Source organism: Rubrivirga marina, from assembly GCF_002283365.1.
GTDB classification, from domain to species: Bacteria; Bacteroidota; Rhodothermia; order Rhodothermales; family Rubricoccaceae; genus Rubrivirga; species Rubrivirga marina.
The window spans coordinates 1190547-1208558 of the sequence record NZ_MQWD01000001.1 but is presented as its reverse complement, the minus strand read 5'-3'; the positions used below and the strand labels follow the sequence as shown (position 1 = coordinate 1208558).

Annotated in this window: 16 protein-coding genes; 6 read left to right on the top strand and 10 right to left on the bottom strand. The window is 74.1% G+C overall.

What is annotated here, in order from left to right; translation table 11 throughout:
* Positions 1–167: 167 nt before the first annotated feature.
* Positions 168–662, top strand: a complete 495-nt coding sequence (locus tag BSZ37_RS05010; RefSeq protein WP_095509491.1) for a VOC family protein — start codon at positions 168–170, stop codon at positions 660–662.
* On the opposite strand, the gene BSZ37_RS05005 is transcribed toward BSZ37_RS05010, so the two are convergent.
* The 8 genes from BSZ37_RS05005 to BSZ37_RS04970 form a co-directional block, all read right to left on the bottom strand.
* The gene (locus BSZ37_RS05005; protein ID WP_095509490.1) at positions 646–1254 is read right to left on the bottom strand and encodes a class I SAM-dependent DNA methyltransferase; all 609 of its coding nucleotides are present in this window, start codon (positions 1252–1254) and stop codon (positions 646–648) included. The two genes, BSZ37_RS05010 and BSZ37_RS05005, sit on opposite strands and share 17 nt — an antisense overlap.
* Positions 1247–2011 (bottom strand): PIG-L deacetylase family protein, encoded by a 765-nt coding sequence (locus tag BSZ37_RS05000; RefSeq protein WP_095509489.1) that lies wholly within the window; start codon positions 2009–2011, stop codon positions 1247–1249. The genes BSZ37_RS05005 and BSZ37_RS05000 overlap by 8 nt, the downstream gene beginning before the upstream one ends.
* A 4-nt stretch (positions 2012–2015) precedes the next feature.
* Positions 2016–3167 carry an acyl-CoA dehydrogenase family protein gene (locus BSZ37_RS04995; RefSeq protein ID WP_095509488.1) on the bottom strand — a complete coding sequence of 384 codons (1152 nt, stop codon included), beginning with the start codon at positions 3165–3167 and terminating at the stop codon, positions 2016–2018.
* Positions 3164–4378: a glycosyltransferase family 2 protein gene (locus BSZ37_RS04990; RefSeq protein WP_095509487.1), complete on the bottom strand. Its 1215-nt coding sequence runs from the start codon at positions 4376–4378 to the stop codon at positions 3164–3166. Before BSZ37_RS04990 ends, BSZ37_RS04995 begins: the two co-directional genes overlap by 4 nt.
* A 159-nt stretch (positions 4379–4537) precedes the next feature.
* Positions 4538–5437: a phosphorothioated DNA-binding restriction endonuclease gene (locus BSZ37_RS04985; protein WP_095509486.1), complete on the bottom strand. Its 900-nt coding sequence runs from the start codon at positions 5435–5437 to the stop codon at positions 4538–4540.
* A 205-nt stretch (positions 5438–5642) separates the two neighbouring features.
* Complete coding sequence (locus tag BSZ37_RS04980) at positions 5643–6449, bottom strand: phosphoadenosine phosphosulfate reductase family protein (protein WP_095509485.1); 807 nt, start codon at positions 6447–6449, stop codon at positions 5643–5645.
* Positions 6442–9846, bottom strand: a complete 3405-nt coding sequence (locus BSZ37_RS21850; protein ID WP_095509484.1) for a hypothetical protein — start codon at positions 9844–9846, stop codon at positions 6442–6444. The genes BSZ37_RS04980 and BSZ37_RS21850 overlap by 8 nt, the downstream gene beginning before the upstream one ends.
* Positions 9843–10769 carry a DUF4007 family protein gene (locus BSZ37_RS04970; RefSeq protein ID WP_179299478.1) on the bottom strand — a complete coding sequence of 309 codons (927 nt, stop codon included), beginning with the start codon at positions 10767–10769 and terminating at the stop codon, positions 9843–9845. The genes BSZ37_RS21850 and BSZ37_RS04970 overlap by 4 nt, the downstream gene beginning before the upstream one ends.
* 226 nt (positions 10770–10995) lie before the next feature.
* Between BSZ37_RS04970 and BSZ37_RS04965 the strand changes: the two genes are divergently transcribed.
* The gene (locus tag BSZ37_RS04965; RefSeq protein ID WP_095509482.1) at positions 10996–12219 is read left to right on the top strand and encodes a zinc-dependent alcohol dehydrogenase; all 1224 of its coding nucleotides are present in this window, start codon (positions 10996–10998) and stop codon (positions 12217–12219) included.
* On the top strand, positions 12216–12974 hold the full coding sequence (locus tag BSZ37_RS04960; RefSeq protein ID WP_095509481.1) for a hypothetical protein: 759 nt from the start codon (positions 12216–12218) through the stop codon (positions 12972–12974). Before BSZ37_RS04965 ends, BSZ37_RS04960 begins: the two co-directional genes overlap by 4 nt.
* Here the strand turns inward: BSZ37_RS04960 and BSZ37_RS04955 are convergent.
* On the bottom strand, positions 12971–13690 hold the full coding sequence (locus BSZ37_RS04955; protein WP_095509480.1) for a Nif3-like dinuclear metal center hexameric protein: 720 nt from the start codon (positions 13688–13690) through the stop codon (positions 12971–12973). The genes BSZ37_RS04960 and BSZ37_RS04955 overlap by 4 nt on opposite strands.
* Before the next feature lie 69 nt (positions 13691–13759).
* Between BSZ37_RS04955 and tsaE the strand changes: the two genes are divergently transcribed.
* From tsaE to BSZ37_RS04940, 3 genes are all read left to right on the top strand, one after another.
* Complete coding sequence (gene tsaE / locus BSZ37_RS04950; protein ID WP_095509479.1) at positions 13760–14200, top strand: tRNA (adenosine(37)-N6)-threonylcarbamoyltransferase complex ATPase subunit type 1 TsaE; 441 nt, start codon at positions 13760–13762, stop codon at positions 14198–14200.
* A gap of 166 nt (positions 14201–14366) precedes the next feature.
* Complete coding sequence (rho, locus tag BSZ37_RS04945) at positions 14367–15824, top strand: transcription termination factor Rho (RefSeq protein ID WP_095509478.1); 1458 nt, start codon at positions 14367–14369, stop codon at positions 15822–15824.
* Between the two features lie 72 nt (positions 15825–15896).
* On the top strand, positions 15897–16610 hold the full coding sequence (locus BSZ37_RS04940; RefSeq protein ID WP_218830400.1) for a TIGR01548 family HAD-type hydrolase: 714 nt from the start codon (positions 15897–15899) through the stop codon (positions 16608–16610).
* 11 nt (positions 16611–16621) lie between these two features.
* On the opposite strand, the gene BSZ37_RS04935 is transcribed toward BSZ37_RS04940, so the two are convergent.
* Entirely contained in the window at positions 16622–17947 is a 1326-nt protein-coding gene (locus BSZ37_RS04935; RefSeq protein ID WP_218830399.1) for an MFS transporter, read from the bottom strand.
* Positions 17948–18012 lie beyond the last annotated feature (65 nt).

Here is an 18012-nt window from a genome sequence, read left to right as displayed (position 1 = left end):
TCGCCGCGCCGACGGTGCGGGCCTGGGGCGCCCGGGCCGTCGAGGCCCGTGGCCAGGTCGCCGTCCCGACCCCGGAGGCCGACGCCGGTCCGCAGCCCGAGCCTCGTCCGCCTCGGCGTCGAGGCCGACGGCGTAAGAGCCCCCCTTCTCCCCTCGTCCCCGCACGCATGAACGCTCCCATCGACTCGCGCGTCGGCATCGGGCACGTCCACCTCAAGGTGGCCGACCTCGACCGCGCGCTCGCCTTCTACCGCGACGTCCTCGGGTTCGAGGTCACGCAGCGCTACGGGACGCAGGCCGCGTTCGTCTCGGCCGGCGGCTACCACCACCACATCGGGCTCAACACGTGGGAGAGTCGGGGCGGATCGCCCCCGCCGCGCGGCGCGACGGGCCTCTACCACGTCGCCATCCTCTACCCCGACCGCGCGACGCTCGCCGACGCGCTCCGCCGACTCGTCGTCGCCAACTGGCCGCTCGACGGGGCCTCGGACCACGGCGTCAGCGAGGCGCTCTACCTCCGCGACCCCGACGGCAACGGCGTCGAGCTCTACCGCGACCGCCCCGAGGCGGAGTGGCCGCGCGATGCCGACGGCGCCCTGGCGATGACGACGGGCCCGCTCGACGTGCGCGCGCTCCTCGCCGAGGCTACGCCGCCCGCGTGAGCACGTCGACCCGATAGGCCTCCTCCCGGTGGCACCAGTGGCCCTCCCACGCGGCGTGGTCCCGGGCCGCTCCGTGGACGGCGTCGGCCGTCTGCGGGTAGTCCGTCTCGCCGGTCCAGTGGACGAGGACGAGGTGGCCGCCCGCCCCGACGCTGACCGCCAGCCGGTCCAGGGCCTCGGCCCAGTCGACCGGGGCGAGGTAGTAGCCGACCTCGCTCACGACCGCGAGGTCGAAGGGACCGGCGGGCGCCTCGGACGGGAGCGCCCGCCGCTCGAACGCCACGTGCCCGAGCCGCGCGCACCGCCGTCGCGCCCGCGCGAGCGCCGCCTCCGACACGTCGACGGCGAGGAGCCGGCCGCACCGCGGGGCGAGCCGCTCGGTCAGCACGCCGATGGAGCAGCCGACCTCCAGGGCTGAGGCGTAACGGTCCCGCGGCAGCGCGGCGAGCGTGGCCGCGTACTTCGCCGTCTCGTAGGGGCTCGTCGCGTAGGCCCACGGGTCGGCCTCGGCCCGGTAGAGCCGCTCGAAGTAGGCCGGGTCGATGGACCCCGACGCCGTCCGGTGCGCCCTCGTGGGCGGGGGGTTAGGCATGTCCGGAGGGGGGCGCGCGCCACGGCCGGCGTGTCTCGAGGAACAGCTCCCATGGCCGCTCGAAGTGGGCCAGCGTCTCGCCGTCGAGCATGAACCCGTCGGGGTCGTCGTCGATGAGCGCCGTCATCTGGGAGCGGTGGGCGGCGATGGCCTCGCGCTTCCGGGCGAGGACGGCCGTCACGTCGAGCCGCCACGCCTCGGCCTCGCCGTCCTGGGGTGCCGCGTCGGTCTCCGCCGCGGCCCACGCCCAGACGGGGTACTCGATCCAGCGCGGGGGCTCGTCCATCTGCGCCGCCGCCGCGCACGCGAGCGCCCACGTCCCGACGTGGTCGCAATGCGGGTCGCGCCGCCACGGGACGAGGACGGTCTCCACGCCGTCGAGGACCTCGGCCAGCTCACGGGCCGCCTCGTCGAACGCCGGCGTCCCTTCGTCCGGCAGGCCGCAGTCGGGGTGGCGGAGGAACGTGACGGCGTCGGCGTCGAGGCCGAGCGCGGCGACGGCGGACCGGGCCTCGGCCTCGCGGAGCGCGCGGAGCCTCTCGGCGGGGTACGCGGCCGAGTTCGGATGCGACTGGCACCCGTCGGTGACCACCACGACGCGCGTGGGAGCGCCGGCCTCGGCGAGGAGCGCGAGGAGGCCGCCGCAGCCGAGCGACTCGTCGTCGGGGTGCGGGGCGAGCACGGCGGTCGCGCCGAGGGAGAGCGCGTCGTGCGGGGGGCGGAGCGGGTGGCGTTCGGGATGGAGGAGGAGCGACATGGGCTTAGAGGTCAGAGCCGAGGGTGGGGCGGCGCTCGGCGACGGAGAAGGCGCCGGCCTGCGCGAGGGCGCCGTCGGGGTCGGGCTGGCGGAGGTAGAGCCGGAGGTCGCGGCCGACGCGCTCGAGCACGCCGGGCCGCCCGAGCCCGCGCGCGCCGACGGCCCGGTCGGTCCGCTCGAGGACGTCGAGGCAGACGCGCTCGACGGTCGTCCGCGCCATCTGGGCGTAGGCGCGGACCGCATCGGCGTCGGCGTCGGCCAGGCGGGACGCGCCGAGGAGCCACAGGCGCCCGGTCTCGAGGCGCGTCGCGATCTCGCCGAGGCGGACCTGCTGGACCGGGTGCTCGGTTCGCCCGAGGTCGGCGAGGTAGGCGACGGCGGCGTCCGCGAGGGCCTGGGCGCCGCCGAGTTGGACGGCCGCGAACCGGACCGATCCGCCCGTAAAGAGCGGCTCACGGAGGTAATCACCCGGTTGGCCGAGGAGGCAGTCGGCCGCGACCTCGGCGCCCGAGAAATCGACCCGGCCGCTGCGGGACGCGCGCATCCCCTCCGCCCGCCACCACTCCGGCTGGTCCTCAACGTCGAGATCGTCGGTGGGGAGCACCGCCATCTGCCAGCCATCGTTGAGGGCGCCGGGCACGAGCGGACGCGTCACGAAGGCCCCGCCGGTCGCGAACGTCTTGGCGCCCTCGACCCGGACGCGCTCGCCGTCGCGCACGTAGCGGACGCCGTCGCCGGGGATCTCGGTGTTCCACACGCCGAAGAGGTGGCCGTCGCGGGCGTCGGCGGCCCAGCGCGCCTTCTGGGCGTCAATCCCGTACGCCTCGATGAGGACGAGCGCGTTGACGTGGCCCTCCCAGACGCGCCCGAGCGGGAGGCTCCCGCGGCCGACCTCGGCGAGCGCGAGGTACAGCGCGTGGTCGGAGCCCCGCGCCGTGCCGAGCCCGAGGCCGCCACGCACGGGCGGGAGCGGCGCCGCGAGCAGACCGGTCTCGCGAAGCGCGGCCAGTCCCGCCTCGGGGAAGCCGCCGGGCCGGTCGTCGGCTTCGGCGTGGGCGGCGGCGATCTCGGCGACCTCGCGGGCGGCAGAGAGCGCGTCGGCCCAGGGCGCGGCCTGGCCGTCGCCGCCGAGGGAGAGGGTGGGGAGCGGCGTCATGCGGCGAGGGCGAGGGCGGGAGGCGCGACGAGCCGGGCGGCGTGGTCGAGCCGCGTCGCGAGCGAGAGGGGGCGGAGCGCAGCGATCCGGCGGCGGAGGTCGTCGATCGCGGCGGGGAGGGCCTGGCCGAGCCCCGGCAGCGGCTCCGGCGTCGTGCGGAGGGCGCGGGGCGGCGGCCCGTCGGGGGCCTCGGCGAGGACGAGCCCGAGGCGGGCGAGGCGGCGCTCGGCGTCGGCCGCCGGCTCCACGAGCGGCTCGCGTCTGTCGGCGACGGCGCCCGCCCAGAACCGGAACGCGTCGGCGAGCCCGCCGGGGGCCCGCCCGACGCTCCGCGCCGAGGTCCGCACGCGGACCGCCGGGCTGTGGCGGAGCCGCGCGCCGGCCTCGACGAGCGCGTCGGTGAGGGCCACGTCCTCGGACGACGGGACGGCCGGGAGCCCGCCGACCCAGGCGTAGGCCCCGGCCGTGACGGCGAGGCTCGCCCCGAAGTGGTGGTGGTGGCGCGGGAACGGGTCGTGGAGGTCGGGCGCGTAGAGGTCGCGGAGCTCTTCGAGGGCGCGGCGGTAGGCGAGGTCGAGGAGGTAGAGCCGACGGACGCCCGGGTGGAGCGCCACCCGCTCGTCGGCCCGGAGGAGCGCCCGCCCGCCGACGGCGTCGGCGCCGGCGGCGACCTCAGCAGCCGTCCGCGCGATCCAGTCGGGCGCCGGCTCCGAGTCGGCGTCGGTTGAGAGGACGAGCCCGTCGGGCCGGCCGGCCGCCAGCAGCCGAGCGCACGCGGCGTCCATCGCGATCTGGCGGGCCCGGCCGACGTGGGCCTCGCCCGGGCCGAGCACGACCGACGTCACGCGGAGCCAGGGCCGGTCGGCGGCGAGCGCAGCGAGGACCCCGGCCGAGCCGTCGGAGCAGTTGTTGAGGACGACGAGCGCTTCGGCCTCGCGCCGGGCGAACGGCGAGCCCGCCGGGTCGCGCTGGGCGTCGAGCGCGGCGACGAGCCGCGGGAGCGCGCCCGCCTCGTCCCGCGCCGGGACCGCGACGACGGACTGGAGGCCGGGCGAGATCGGCCCGAACGTATCTGGACGAGCCCGCTGCCGAACCTCGAACTCGCGCGACAGACCGCTCAGCGCCGGACCGGCGATCGGCCCGCCAGACCTGTGGAATCGGGGGCAGGCGGAGGTCGCCGGAGTGGCGACACTCGACCGGGGAAACGGCATGGGCGGAGCATATGGGAGGGCTTCCAGAAACGAGGAAGCCGTCGCCCGGTCCCCACCCGCCCCGAAGCCCCGGTCCGCCCCGACGCGCCGCTCAGGGCTTCTCCCGATGGCCCAGCCACCCACCCGAACTCCCCCGCCTCGGCAACGAGGCGGACGGGGTCAGGAGCGCGGGCGGCCCTTGAACACCTCACGGGCGTGCCACGCCGTCATCGGCTCGGCGACCCGGTACTCCGACCGGACGGGCGCGGCGAGGGGCCGGCCGTGGTAGGCGAGCATCCACCGCTCGAAGCCCTCGTTGCCGCGGGCCGCCTCAGACACCGCGACGACCCGCTCACGCGCCGACGACGCGGCGACGGTGAACGCGCCGCGGTCCAGCAGCCGGTGGTGGAGCGCGCAGAGGGCGAGCCCGTTCCTCACCTCATCGGGCCCGCCGTACTGGTGCCACTTGACGTGCGCCGCGTCGAGCCCGACGGGGGCGTCGCCGACGTGGGCGCTGAAGCCGCAGACGGCGCAGCGGTACTCGTAGGCCGCCAGCACGCGCCGCCGGAAGGCCGGGTCCCGACGCCGCTTCGGCGCGGTCTCCCGAGCGTCGGGGTCGAACCCGATGGCCGTCAGGATCTCGTCGTCGTAGGCCTCGGTGAACTCGTCGGCCAGCAGGCGGTCGATCAGCTCGCCGGCCAGACCGGGATGTGAACGGAGCGCATCGGCGACCTCGTCGGTGAACCGGCCGACGGGGTCGAGCTTTCGGAGCGCGACGACGCTCACGTCACCAGAGGCGTTCTCGGTGAGCGCGTCGGCGCCCCCGACGGTCCACAGGCCGTCCTTCTGGAGCCTCCAGAACGGGTAGTGAATCCGGGTGGAGCTTCCAGCCGGCCCGAAGTCACGCAGCAGCTCGCGGACGCGGGCTTCGACCTTTCGGTAGCCCAACCGCGTCTCACCGTCTGCGAACCGGGCGAGCGCGTACAGGAGCAACAGCGGCTTGTGGGGTGCTCGCCGACCGCCAGACGTCCGCCCGCGCGCGATGCCGTCGAACCGGTCGAGGACTTGCGCGCGCGTCATGGCCCACCTCGGCGCCGAGGCGGGCGAAGTCGAACCAGTTCGCTCTGCTCCCGCGCAGTGTCATCTTGAGCGGAGGTCGCGCAGCGACCGGAGTCGAAGGATCTCCGTCGCGCACCGCGTCCGGGCGCCCTCATGAGTGCCGTGCCCGTCTGAGATCCTTCGACTCGCTCCGCTCGCTCAGGATGACACGGCCGAGACGTCATCGTTACAGGAAGCAGATGAGGCAGCCCTCACGCTCCTCCTCGGCCACGTCCATCCCGCCGAGCGTCTCGACGAGCCGCGTCGCGCGACGGGGCGCGTTCTCCTTGGCCTCCGCCTTCGCCTTGATCTCGGCCATCCGCTCTGGCCGCTCCAGCTCGGCGAGCGGCTCCGTGCGGCACCAGTAGAACGCCTCGCCGTCGCGCGCGCTGACCTCCTCGTAGCGCTTGGCCTTCTCGAACAGGTCCGGATGGGCCTCCTTGAGCCGCACCCACTCCACCTTCTGCTGATAGAAGCAGAAGTAGCAGCCCGACCGCGAGCGGCCCCAGTCGAGGTACGGCGGCATCCCGAGACCCGACTCCTCGAGGATCTGGACGATGTCCTCCTTGACGAGCCCGTCGTCCTGGAAGGGGTAGACGGCGGTGATGTTGGGCTTGGTCGAGATGTAGCCCTCGCGGACCCGCTCGTCGGCTCGGAGGCCGACGTAGTTGACGACGGGGTCGTCGCCGACGTAGTCCTCGAACGGGCGGAGCTTCATCATCTTCGTGCACCAGCGGCGGTGGTTCGACGGCAGCATCCCGCCGTAGATCGTCAGCCAGTGCTCGAAGGGGTCCTCCAGGTTGTCCGTCGTCTTGACGATCTCCGTGCCGAGGAGGGCCTGGAGGCGGTCGAGGTAGTCGTACGTCTCGGGCAGCTCGTGGCCCGTGTCGTGGAAGACGTACTCCATCTCGGGCACGCGGTCGCGGAGGTAGACCGCGAGCGCGGCGGAGTCCTTGCCGCCGGAGAGGGAGAGGATGTGGCGGGGCTCAGGCATCGGGTCGGTCCGCCTCGGGGGCGTCGTGGGGGGCGTCCTCCGACAGCACGCGGCCGAGGGCACGGACGGCGGCCAGCAGCTCCAGCCGGTCGAGGTCGCGGAAGCGGGCCTCGGCCTCAGCCTCCAGGTCGCCGAGGCGGGCCGTCTCGCCCTCGCGGACGACGAGCACACGCATCGTCTCGGACCCGTCGGCCTCCGTCACGCCGAAGCGGACGGCGGCCACGCCCGACGGGGCGCCATCACCCGACGAGTCGCGCGTGGCGAAGACCGCGGCCTCGGTCCGGAGGAAGCGCGCGGCGCGGCGCGAGAGCTCGGCGCCGAAGCCGGCCTCGTCGTCGTCGGTCCACCGCGCGAGCGGCTTGGCGGCGACGAGCGCGGCGACGGAGTCGATCCAGCGGTCGAGCGGCAGCGCGTCGTCGGCGAGGCGGCCGGCGAACGCCTTGAGGTCGCGGTCGGTCACGGCGCCGAGCACGGCCGCGGCGCGGGCACCGACGGCGGACCGGGCGGCCTCGTCCATCGCGCTCCCGAGGTCGAACGCCTCGGCGATCCGGGCACCGACGCGGGCGCGGAGTTCGGGGGTCGCGGCGCGAAGGCTGTCGAGGGCCTCCCGGAGCGCGCCGACGAACGCGTCCGAATCGTCGGGGTCGACCTCGCACGCGGCGGGGAGATCGGAAAAGAGGAGCGTCGCCGGCTCGCGCGCATCCAACAGCGTCTCGCGGACGGCCCGGGCGATGGGCGGGACGGTCTGCGTCTGGAGCGCGTACTCGGGCAGCTCGGCCGCGAACACGCACAGCGGCGTGACCACGCCGAGCACGTCCAGGTCGCCGCCCGTCGGCCCCTCCGCCCCGACCACGTCGAGCAGCGACCCGTACACGTCGGCGCGGACGCCCTCGACGGCGCAGTGCTGGAGCGCGAACCGCTCGGGCGCCTTGTAGAGGCGCTGGAAGTGCTCCGGCGTCGCGCGTCGCACGAACACGCCGTCCTCGTAGAGCGCCACGTCGTGCTCGTGGACCGCGACGAACACGGCCAGCAGCAGCTGCAGCAGCCCCTCGCGGACGCCGAACGGCGGGGCGGCCAGTTCCGCGAACAGATCCGGTACGGGGACCGTCGCGAGGTCGGCCGCGCGGAGCGTGTCGTGGAGGTGGAGGAGCGCCGGGCGGAGGTTCGCGGGGTCGTCCGCCTCGGTCGGCAGGTGGAGGCCCCAGGCACCGTCGACCTCCCGGTGGAGGCGGCCCGCGCGGAGGATCGACAGGTACATCGCCTTTTCCGGCGGGAACGCCTTGTCAGGCATCCCGAGGCGAGGCTCGTGCGCCTGCGTCAGGACGGCATCCACCAGACGCAGCCGCGCCGAGATCGCCGCCGAGCTGGGCGACGCCCGGTTGATCAGCTCGTTCGCCACACGCGGCGCCTCGGGATACACCTCTCCGCAGACCTCCGACAGGAACGCGAGCGCGGCCCGGCTCCCGGCCACCTCCACCCTGTCCCCGAGGCGGACCCACTCGGCCCCGACGGCGCCGCGGCCGGTCGTCACGCCGAGCCCATCGTCGAGCCGGCGGGCGAGCGCGGTCGCGGCGGCCTCGACCTGCCGGGACGCCTCCTCGGCGGCATACGCGTCGGTCCCGAGGCCGGGCGTGTGCTGGAGGACGTGGCGCCACGCGGCCTCCTCCTCGATGGCGTCGCGGAGGCCCGCGAGCGGGCGCGGCACGAGGACCACGACGGCCGGGTCGTCGATCCCACGCGCGGCCTCCAGCGCCTCGGCACGCTCGTGGGCGGTGTCGCAGAGGGCGACGAGCAGCACGGCGTCCGACTCGCTCGGCCGACCGGCAGCGGCGGCCAGGGCCGCGACGGTCGTCGGGCGGACCTCGACGTGGCGGAGCGTCCCGGTTTGGATGTAGTGCCGCCTGGCCACGATGGGCGGGAGATCGAGCGTCCCGGCGAGGTGAGCGGCGACCGACCGGACCGGACCGAGCGCCTCCCGCGCCGACCGGAACGCGGCCTCCAGATCCACGCTGGAGTGCGGCCAGAGGCAGACGCCCCCGCGGGCCCCGCGGTCGAACAGCACGCCCTGCTCGTGGAGCGACGCGAGCACCGTCGGCACGTCAACGTTCGAGCCGACGAAGGCGGCCTCCAACGTCTCGGGCGTCGCGAGCAGCCGGTCCGTATTGAGCAGGTTGAGGAGCCCGACGGCCTTCAGCACCGCCAGTTCGTCGGCGCTGCCGGGGAACGAGTCCACCAGCGACGAGATCGCCGACCAGTGGCTCCCGGCGCTCCGCGCGGCGATTCGGTGCCCATAGGCCGTCGCCACGTAGTCGTAGAGCGCGGGCAGGCCGACGAACGCGCCGAGGTCGGCCGCCTCGGCGGCCTCGCGGAGACCGGCGGGCTCGGCCGAGAGAAGGAAGCTGAACAGGGACCGCTCGTTCTGCCCGTAGAGCCGCGTCGCGCGGGCGAGCACCGGCAGCGCTGTCGGGTGGAGCGGGTACAGCGCAGGCGCCGTTTTCCGGAGCGCGTCGGCGGAGGCGCCGGGACCGTACCAGCCGACCTCGACGGCCTCGCGCATCGCCTCGCGCGCGGCGTCGGCGGTGTCTTCGGGGAGGGCCTCCGCGTCCGTCCCGAGCGCCCGCGCGGCGAGGTCGGCGACCTGCTCCAGCGGCTGGTCGAACAGGACTTCCGCGAACCGGCCAGCGACCTTCTCCCACTCCTGCTGGGCGCTCCGCGTGAGCGCCTCGGCGTAGGCCCCGAACCCCTGGTGGAGCATCCCGACGACCACGAGCGGCGCGGCGCCGCTCCGGTCGGCCGCCTCGGCGAGCTGCTGGAGGAGGTGGACGTCGACGCGGTCGGGGTGGAGCGCGGCGTGCTCCAGGAACTTGCCGAGCTCGTCGATCACGAGGAGCACGCCGTCCCACGCGTCGTGCGCCGCGGCGGCCTCGACGGTCCCGGCCAGCAGGCCGAGCACGTCGGCGTCGGTCCCCTCGAACAGGTCGAGCGTGCCCGGCGCCTCGCCGAGGCGGGCACGGGCAGCCGTCAGCGCGTCGGCGAGGGCCGGCGCCATGCCCTCACGCGAGCCGGTCAGGAGGACGGGAAGCAGGCGCGGTTGCTCAGCGCCTCCGAGTCCATCCGAGACGGCGGCACGGAGATCCGCGAGATCGCCCCCTCCATTCGAAAGGACGTGCGCGAGGGCGAGGGCGAACGACGACTTGCCGGTCCCGTAGTCGCCCGTGATCCGCCACGCGCGGCCCGACCCGTCCGGCCGCAGCCCCGCGGCGATCCGGCCGGCCACGTCGCGGACGTGCGGCGTGGCGACGTACCCGTCGAGCGCGCCCGGCCGCCCGACGTCGCGTTCGAGGTGGGCGGTCCGCAGGAAACGGGCGGGCGGGGCGAGGAGGTCGGCGGCGCTCACGCGACGAGGGCGGGCTCGTAGGCCCGGTGCAGGAGATCGAGGGCGAGGGCGGGGTCCGAGACGTCCGTCGAGGCGGGCCGCGTCACCTGCGCGAGCGCGGCCGACTCCTGGTAGCCGAACCGCCCGTCGGTGTCGTCGGCGATGGCCTCGAGGCGGTCGCGGACGTCGGCCTCGGGGAGCTTGAGGACCTGACCCGGGCTGCCCGGTGCCGTCGCCACGTCGCGGAACGTGAGCGTCCGTTCGGCGGCGCGATGGGCGCGCCAGAAGTCGGTCAGGCAGAACGCGAACAACGCCGGCGGGATCTCGGGGCGCGCCTCACGGCGGAAGGCGTAGACCGGCTCGCGCTTCGCCCCGACCGTCCGCTCGCCGACCGTCTCGATGAGGCCGAGCCCCACGAGCGGGCTGTCGAGGTGGTCCTCCCCGGCGCCCGCCCGCGTCCGGGAGACCGGCGTGTAGACCTGCATGAACACGTCGAAGTGCTGCTTCAGCGTCGTCTCGGAGTAGGTCCGCGCGCCGCTGTTGGCCTCGCGGATGAACTCCGGCAAGACGACGCTGCGGACGATCTCGGGCCGGTGCCAGCGGTTGAGGAGGAAGTCCCACGCGAAGAGCGGGTCCTCGGCGGTCGCGACGCGCCAGTGCAAGAGCCACAGCGTGCGGACGTCTTCGAGGTAGGGGTCGAGGCCCCCAGACCCGAAGACGGCCTCGCCGAACGGCGTCACGGCGTGCCCCTCGTCGGTCGACTCGATGACGCCCATCGCCGTCGCCCAGAAGACGAGCGCGCGGACCATGTTCTTGCCGATCCCGAGCCGCTCGACGGCGCCCTCCTCGTCGCGCAGCGCGCCCGGATCGTCGCCGAGGGCGCGGACGGCCTTGGGCAGCCAGGCGTACCGGCAGGGGAACCACTCGTGACCGCTGTATCGCATGCCGGAAGGTACCGGCAGCCGGCCCCGCTCCGGGCCCTCCACGCGACCCGACTCCGCCTGCCTCGGCGTCGAGGCGGGCGGGGTTGACCCCGAGCGCCAACGGGTCCTTGAGGCGGCCGTGGGGAATCCCTGAAGCGCCCCTGGGGAAGCGACGGGACGCCGCGCACCGACGGATCGGCGCTCCGCACGGTTCGTTTCCCGACGCCCCTCCCTCTCCCCTCCCGTCATGAAAGCCCTCCGCTGGCACGGCACCGGTGACGTGTCCGTCGACACCGTCGACGACCCCCAGATCCTCGAGCCGACCGACTGCATCATCGAGACCACGCTGACCGCCATCTGCGGCAGCGACCTCCACCTCTACGACGGCTACATCCCGACGATGGAGGACGGCGACATCCTCGGCCACGAGTTCATGGGCCGCGTCGTCGAGGTCGGGTCCGAGGTCCAGAACCTGAAGAAGGGCGACCGGGTCGTGGTCCCGTTCCCCATCGCATGCGGGCACTGTCACTACTGCAACACGGACCAGTACTCGCTCTGCGACAACTCGAACCGCAACGGCGAGATGCAAGCCGAGGCCTACGGCTACGCCGCGGCCGGCATCTTCGGCTACAGCCACATGCTCGGCGGGTTCGACGGCGGCCAGGCCGAGTACGTCCGCGTGCCCTACGCCGACGTCGGCCCGATGAAGGTGCCGGACTCGCTGACCGACGAGCAGGTCCTGTTCCTGACCGACATCTACCCGACGGGGTACCAGGCCGCCGTCAACTGCGACATCGAGGAGGGTGACACGGTCGTGGTGTGGGGGTCCGGGCCGGTCGGGCTGTTCGCCCAGATCAGCGCCAAGATGCTCGGCGCCAACGTGATCGGGATCGACCGCGAGCCGGAGCGGCTCCGGATGGCCGAGCAGTTCGCCGGTTCCGCGACGATCAACTTCGAGGACGAGGACGTGTTCGAGAAGCTCAAGGGCCTCAACGACGGCCGCGGGCCCGACGCCTGCATCGACGCCGTCGGGCTCGAGGCCCACGGGCTCGGGCTGACGGGCGCGGCCCAGAAGGTCGAGCAGACGCTCAAGCTCCAGACCGACCGCGGGACGGCGCTCATCGAAGCCATCCAGAGCTGCGGCAAGGGCGGGACGGTCTCGATCCCCGGCGTCTACGGTGGCGTCATCAACCACTTCAACATCGGGGCCGCCTTCGGGAAGGGGCTGACGTTCAAGATGGGCCAGACGCACGTCCACAAGTACATCAAGGACCTCCTCAAGCACATCGAGGCGGGCGACCTCGACCCGAGCTACATCATCACGCACAAGGCCCCGCTGGCCAAGGCCCCGGAGCTCTACGAGACGTTCCGCGATAAGAAGGACGACTGCGTCAAGGTCGTGCTCGACCCGTCGTGGAATGACGACCACGAGGTCGAGGTGCGCACGCAGAAGGTCGACGCCGAGGCATGATCCCCTATCCCGTTCGTCCCCGGACCCCGCTTCGGGGCCGCTCCTGCGAGGCCGACGTCCGGCGCCGGGCGCGGACCGACGACTTCGGACCCGTCCCGCGCGATCTCCGGGTCTCGGTCGCCGTAGCGCTCACCGAGCGCCCCGGGCGGCTCCGTCCGTTCGCCGCCGCGCTCGCCGCGCAACGCGTGGACGGGGCGTCGCCGTTTGCCGAGAACGTGGCGGAGGTCCTGATCGCCCTCGACGCAGACCTCGACGTGTCGGCCGCCGAGTTGGCGACGCTGGCGACCGTCCACCCGTGGCTCCGGATCGTCCCCGTCCGCCTCGACGACGCCGCGGGCCGGCCCGGGCGGGCCCGCCAGATCGCAGCGGACGCGGCGTGCACGCGGCTCCTCGCCGCTGGCGACCCGGACGGGCTCGTGGTCCCGCTCGACCTCGACGCGCGGCCCGCGCCCGACGCCCTCGCCCGGGTGCTGGCCGCGGCCGAGGGGGGCGCCGACGCCATCCGCGACCGGCCGGCGGCGGAGTCCAGGGCGCTGTGCGTCGTCGGCACCGATGTGCCGGCCGAGGACGCGCTGGCCGCCGTCACGGCCCGGGCCTACGCCTGGGTCGGCGGCCTCGCGACGGACGCGACGACCGACGAACTGGCGAATGCGGTCTCAGACGCGGGTGGCCTCGTGGCCGACGCCGTCGCCCCCGAGGGGGGCGCGCTCGACCGGGAGAAAGCGCCGAGGGCCCGCCCTGCGATCGCGAGCTAAGCCACGCGCCCCGACGACCCGGCCTCAACGACCTCGACGTCCGGCCAGCGCGCCTCGATCAGCCGGCCGAGGTGGCGGAGCCCCCACGCCTCGGCCCGTTCTTGGCCGACGGCGAGCGCGCGGACCCCACACCGGTGGACGGCCTCGCGCGCCGGTCCGCGGATCTGGCCCGTCACGTACAGCCCGGCGCCACGCTCGGCCGCCGCCTCCACCAACTCCGCCGTCATCGCGCCGACCAGCGCGATGGCATCGGTGGACCCCGGCCCATCGCCCAGAGCCTCGTCGGTCCCGCCAAACTCGGCCGCGACGCGGTCCACGAGAGGGTCGAGGCGGCCCGCCTCGGTGAGCCTCCCGACGAACCCGATGGCGTTGCCGTCGCGGCGGAGCGGCTCGTCATCCGCAACGAGACCGAGGGCCGTCGCCAGGTCGGGGTTGAGGCCGGTCGAGAACCGGTCGTCGAGCGCGCGGTGGGCGGCGAGCACGCCGACGCCGTCGGGCCAGCGCGCCGGCCAGAGCCCGAACGGCCGGTGGAGCAGGACGGCGTCGAAGGCCGCGGCCCAGTCGTACGGCGGGCGGCCCGGCTCGAGGCGGAGGCCGAGGCGGCGGACCTCGCGGTCGGAGGCGAGCCAGACGCCGGCCGGGTCGCCCTCGGCGTGGTAGCGGGCGCGGTCGAGCGGCCCGGCGAGGTGGTCGGCGAGGTCGTGAACGGTCGGCACCGCGACGGGACGCGCCGGCGCGGGCGGGGATCCGGGAGAACGACGCGCCGGAGCCGGCGTTGGCGTCGCATGGACGCGCCCGACTTTTCCGACCTCCTCCCCGCCGAGACCGACTCGGCCGAGGCTACCCGCGCGCTCGGCCGCCGGCTGGCGGAGCGCCTCGAGCCCGGCGACGTCGTCGCGCTCTCCGGCGACCTCGGCGCCGGCAAGACGCACCTCGCGCATGGCGTCGCCGACGGGCTCGGCCTCGACGGCGACGCCGTGACCTCGCCGACGTTCGCGCTCGTCCAGGAGCACGGCGACGGCGCGCTCCTCCACCTCGACCTCTACCGGGTCGAGAGCGAGGCCGAGGCGGGCCGGCTCGGCCTCGGCGAGTTGCTCGACGGCGACGCCGTCGCCCTCGTCGAATGGCCTGAGCGGGCGGGCGGCTGGCTCCCGGCGCGGACCGTCTGGCTCCGCCTCGCTCACCTCGGCGGCGACCGGCGGCGGATCGAGGCCGTCGAGCGCTGATCGGGCGAACCCGTCCGCAGTGGGCGGGTTAGAGCCCGTGCCGACATTTTCGCTTCCATCGGCGCCCAGGTCTCGTTTTCTTAATGGATCGGCCCTCCTGCCCCTCTCCGCCGATCCCCTCTCGCCTCTCCTCTCGGCCCGCTTTGCGGGCCGCGCCCCGTCCCCCATGAACATCGCAGCCCTCGAGCAGAAGAAGGTCTCGGAGCTCTACGAGATCGCGCGGCGACTCGGGATCGAGGGCTACGCCGACCTCCGCCGCCGCGACCTGATCTACGAGATCCTCGGCGCCCAGGCCGACGTCGAGTCCGACGACGGCGACGACGACGACGAGGAGCGTACTACCGTCAGCGACCGGCCGGCGATGCGGTCCCGGACCGCCGCGCGACGGTCCGAGGCCGAGACGCCGCGCCGCGAGGCCCGCCGCCGCCGCGCACCGCGCGTCCGCCAGCCCATCGCGGCGAGCTGGCCGGACTACATGCACGGGTTCGACCCATACGCGATGACGCTGGAGGGCCTCATCCGCAAAACGGGCATTCTCGAGATCCTCCCCGACGGGTACGGCTTCCTCCGGTCGGCCGAGTACAGCTACCTCCCCTCGCCCGACGACATCTACGTCAGCCCGAGCCAGATCAAGCGGTTCTCGCTCCGCGTCGGCGACACGGTCGACGGACAGGTCCGGCCGCCGAAGGAGGGCGAGCGGTTCTTCGCCCTCATCCGCGTCCACTCGATCAACGGGCGCTCGCCGGAGGCCTTCGACGAGCGGCTCAGCTTCGACTTCCTTACGCCGGCCTACCCCGACGAGCAGCTCACGCTCGAGACCGAGCCCGACGAGCTCTCGACGCGCATCATCGACCTGTTCGCGCCGATCGGGAAGGGCCAGCGCGGGCTCATCGTGGCCCCGCCGAAGTCGGGCAAGACGGTGCTCCTGCAGAAGATCGCGCGGGGGATCGTCCGGAACGAGCCGGACGCGACGGTCATCGTGCTCCTCATCGACGAGCGGCCCGAGGAGGTCACGGACTTCGAGCGGACCGTGCCGGCGGCCGAGATCGTGGCCTCGACGTTCGACGAGTCGCCCGAGCGCCAGATCCACATCGCCGACCTCGTGCTCGAGAAGGCCAAGCGGCTCGTCGAGGCGGGGCAGGACGTCGTGGTCCTCCTCGACTCGATCACGCGCCTCGCGCGGGCCCACAACGCGGCCGTCGAGACCAGCAACCGGACGATGTCAGGCGGCCTCGACGCCAGCGCGCTGCGGGGCCCGAAGCGGCTCTTCGGCGCGGCCCGGGCCGTCGAGGAAGGCGGCTCGCTGACGGTCATCGCGACGGCCCTCGTCGACACGGGCTCGCGCATGGACGACGTCATCTTCGAGGAGTTCAAGGGGACCGGCAACATGGAGCTCGTCCTCTCGCGCGACCTCGCCGACCGCCGGACGTTCCCGGCCATCGACCTCGTCGCTTCGGGCACGCGCCGCGAGGAGATCCTCCTCCCCCAGGACCGCCTCGCCCGCATCTGGGTCCTCCGGCAGCTCCTCGCCGACCAGGGCCCGACCGACGCCATGACGTTCCTCCTCGACAAGATGCGCGGGACGGACGGCAACGAGGCGTTCCTCGAGACGATGAACAGCTAGGAGGGATCGGGGGCTACGGGATCGAGGCATGAGCTCCCCGCGTCCCCCATCTCGCACCCCGCCCTCTTCCCCTTGAAAGCAGTTCTCCTCGACATGGACGGCGTCCTCGTGGACGTCCGCGGCTCGTACCGGCGGGCCATCACCGAGACCGTGGCCCACTTCGCTGGCGAGGGCCCCACGCCCGAGCAGATCCAGGCCAAGAAGGACGCCGGCGGGTTCAACAACGACTGGGTGCTGAGCGAGGCGTTCGTCCGTGAGGCCGGCGTCGCCGAGGCCGACGCGCCGTTCGAGGCGATCAAGGACCGGTTCAACCAGATCTACCAGGGCACGAAGTACGACGGGCTCATCGCGACCGAGCCGCCGGCCATCCAGACGTCGACGTTGGAGGACCTCGTCCAGCGCTACAAGCTGGCGCTCGTGACCGGCCGCCCCGAGGCCGACGCCCTCTGGACGCTCCGACGGTTCGAGTGGCACGGCCACATCCCGGTCGTGGTGGGGATGGACCGGCAGGCCGGCCGCGAAAAGCCGGACCCCTACGGCCTCGAGCTCGCCCTCGCCGACCTCGGCGTCGAGGCGGAGGAGGCCGTCTACGCCGGCGACACCGTCGACGACATGCGCGCGGCGGTCGCGGCCGGCTGCGTGGCGGTCGGCGTGGTGCCCCCCGGCCTCGACGTGCTCGAGCACGGGCGGACGCTGATGGGCGCCGGCGCCCGCGTCGTCCTCTCGACGCCCGACACCCTCCCGGCGCTCCTGGCGACGTTCGACTCCGGCGACACGAGCGAGTAGCGCAGGCCCGGCTACGGCGCCCCCGTCTCGCCCGCGACCACGCCCGCCTCGGCGGGTTCCGCGACGGGCTCCGGCTCGGGGTCCACGGCCTGCTCGGTCGGCTCCGGGAGCCACCTCCACACGAGCGCGGCCATCGCCAGGACCACGACGGCCGAGAGCGTCGTGGTCGCCGCGTAGCCGACCTCCGCGTACAGGACGCCCGCGACCGCGGCCCCGACGCCCGTCCCGATCTGCCCCACCGCGATCGTGAGCGAGAGGAACGCCCCGCGCTGGCGGCTCGGCACGAGCGCCGTCAGGAGCGCCTGGAGCGGGGCCATCCGCAGCGCGAAGAGGCCCATGATGGCGACGTAGATCGGGTACGCCGCCCACCGCTCGGTCACGACGTAGGGCACCGCGGCCGTGACGACGGCCAGCCCGAGGCAGGACGTGAGGATCAGGGGCTTCCGCCCGACGGCGTCGGAGAGCGTCCCGGCCTGCGGCCCGACGACGACGCTCACGAGGCCGCCCACGAGGAACAGCGTCGCGATAAAGTCGAGCGGGAGGCCGAACACCGTGAGCGGCTCGCCGAACGGCGCGACCTCCATCGCGAACCGGGCCGTCAGCCACTGCGGGAGGTAGACGATGAGGAGGCTCAGCCCGAAGTACATCAGGAAGTACGTCGCCGCGGCGGCGGCCGTCCCGCCCGTCCCGCGGAGGAGCTCGGCGTACTGGCGGAGCGCGCCGCGGACCGTCGGCCGCTCCTCCGAGAGCTGGACGTCGGGCTGGGGCACGACGGTCAGGATGAGGACGAACGCGACGGCCATGACCCCAGCGAAGGCCACGAACGGCATCCGGAATCCGAACGCGACCGCCAGCGCACGCCCCAGCGGGATCCCGATGACGAGCCCGAACGGGACGCCGCTCATGACCCAACCCGTGGCCCACCCCCGCTTCTCGTACGGAAACGCGTCGCCGACGTAGCTCACGGCCGCGCCCGAGAGCATCCCGCCGCCGGCGCCGGCCAGCACGCGCATGACGAGGAGGGCCTCGAATGTGTCGGCCCACCCGTGGAGCGCGAGGGCGACCACGAGCGCGCCGGACCCCATCAGGAGGACGCGTCGCCGCCCGACTCGGTCGGAGATCGGCCCCATCACGAGGGCGGCCAGGGCCAGGACCCACGAGTACACCGACACGAGCAGCCCCAACGGCCCTGTCCCCACGCCCAGCGCCTCGCCGATGAGCGGAAGGATGGGCGTGATGATGATGGTCTGGCTGGCCGCCGTAAAGACGAGGAGCCAGAGGGCGAACAGCGTCGCCGTCGTGCGGAGCGAGGAGTGGGTCAGAGGCGTCCGTTGCAACAGGGATCTACTGGACGGCGGCGCCCGCCGAAAGGTTCGGCCTAGCGGGACGTCGGACCGCCGAC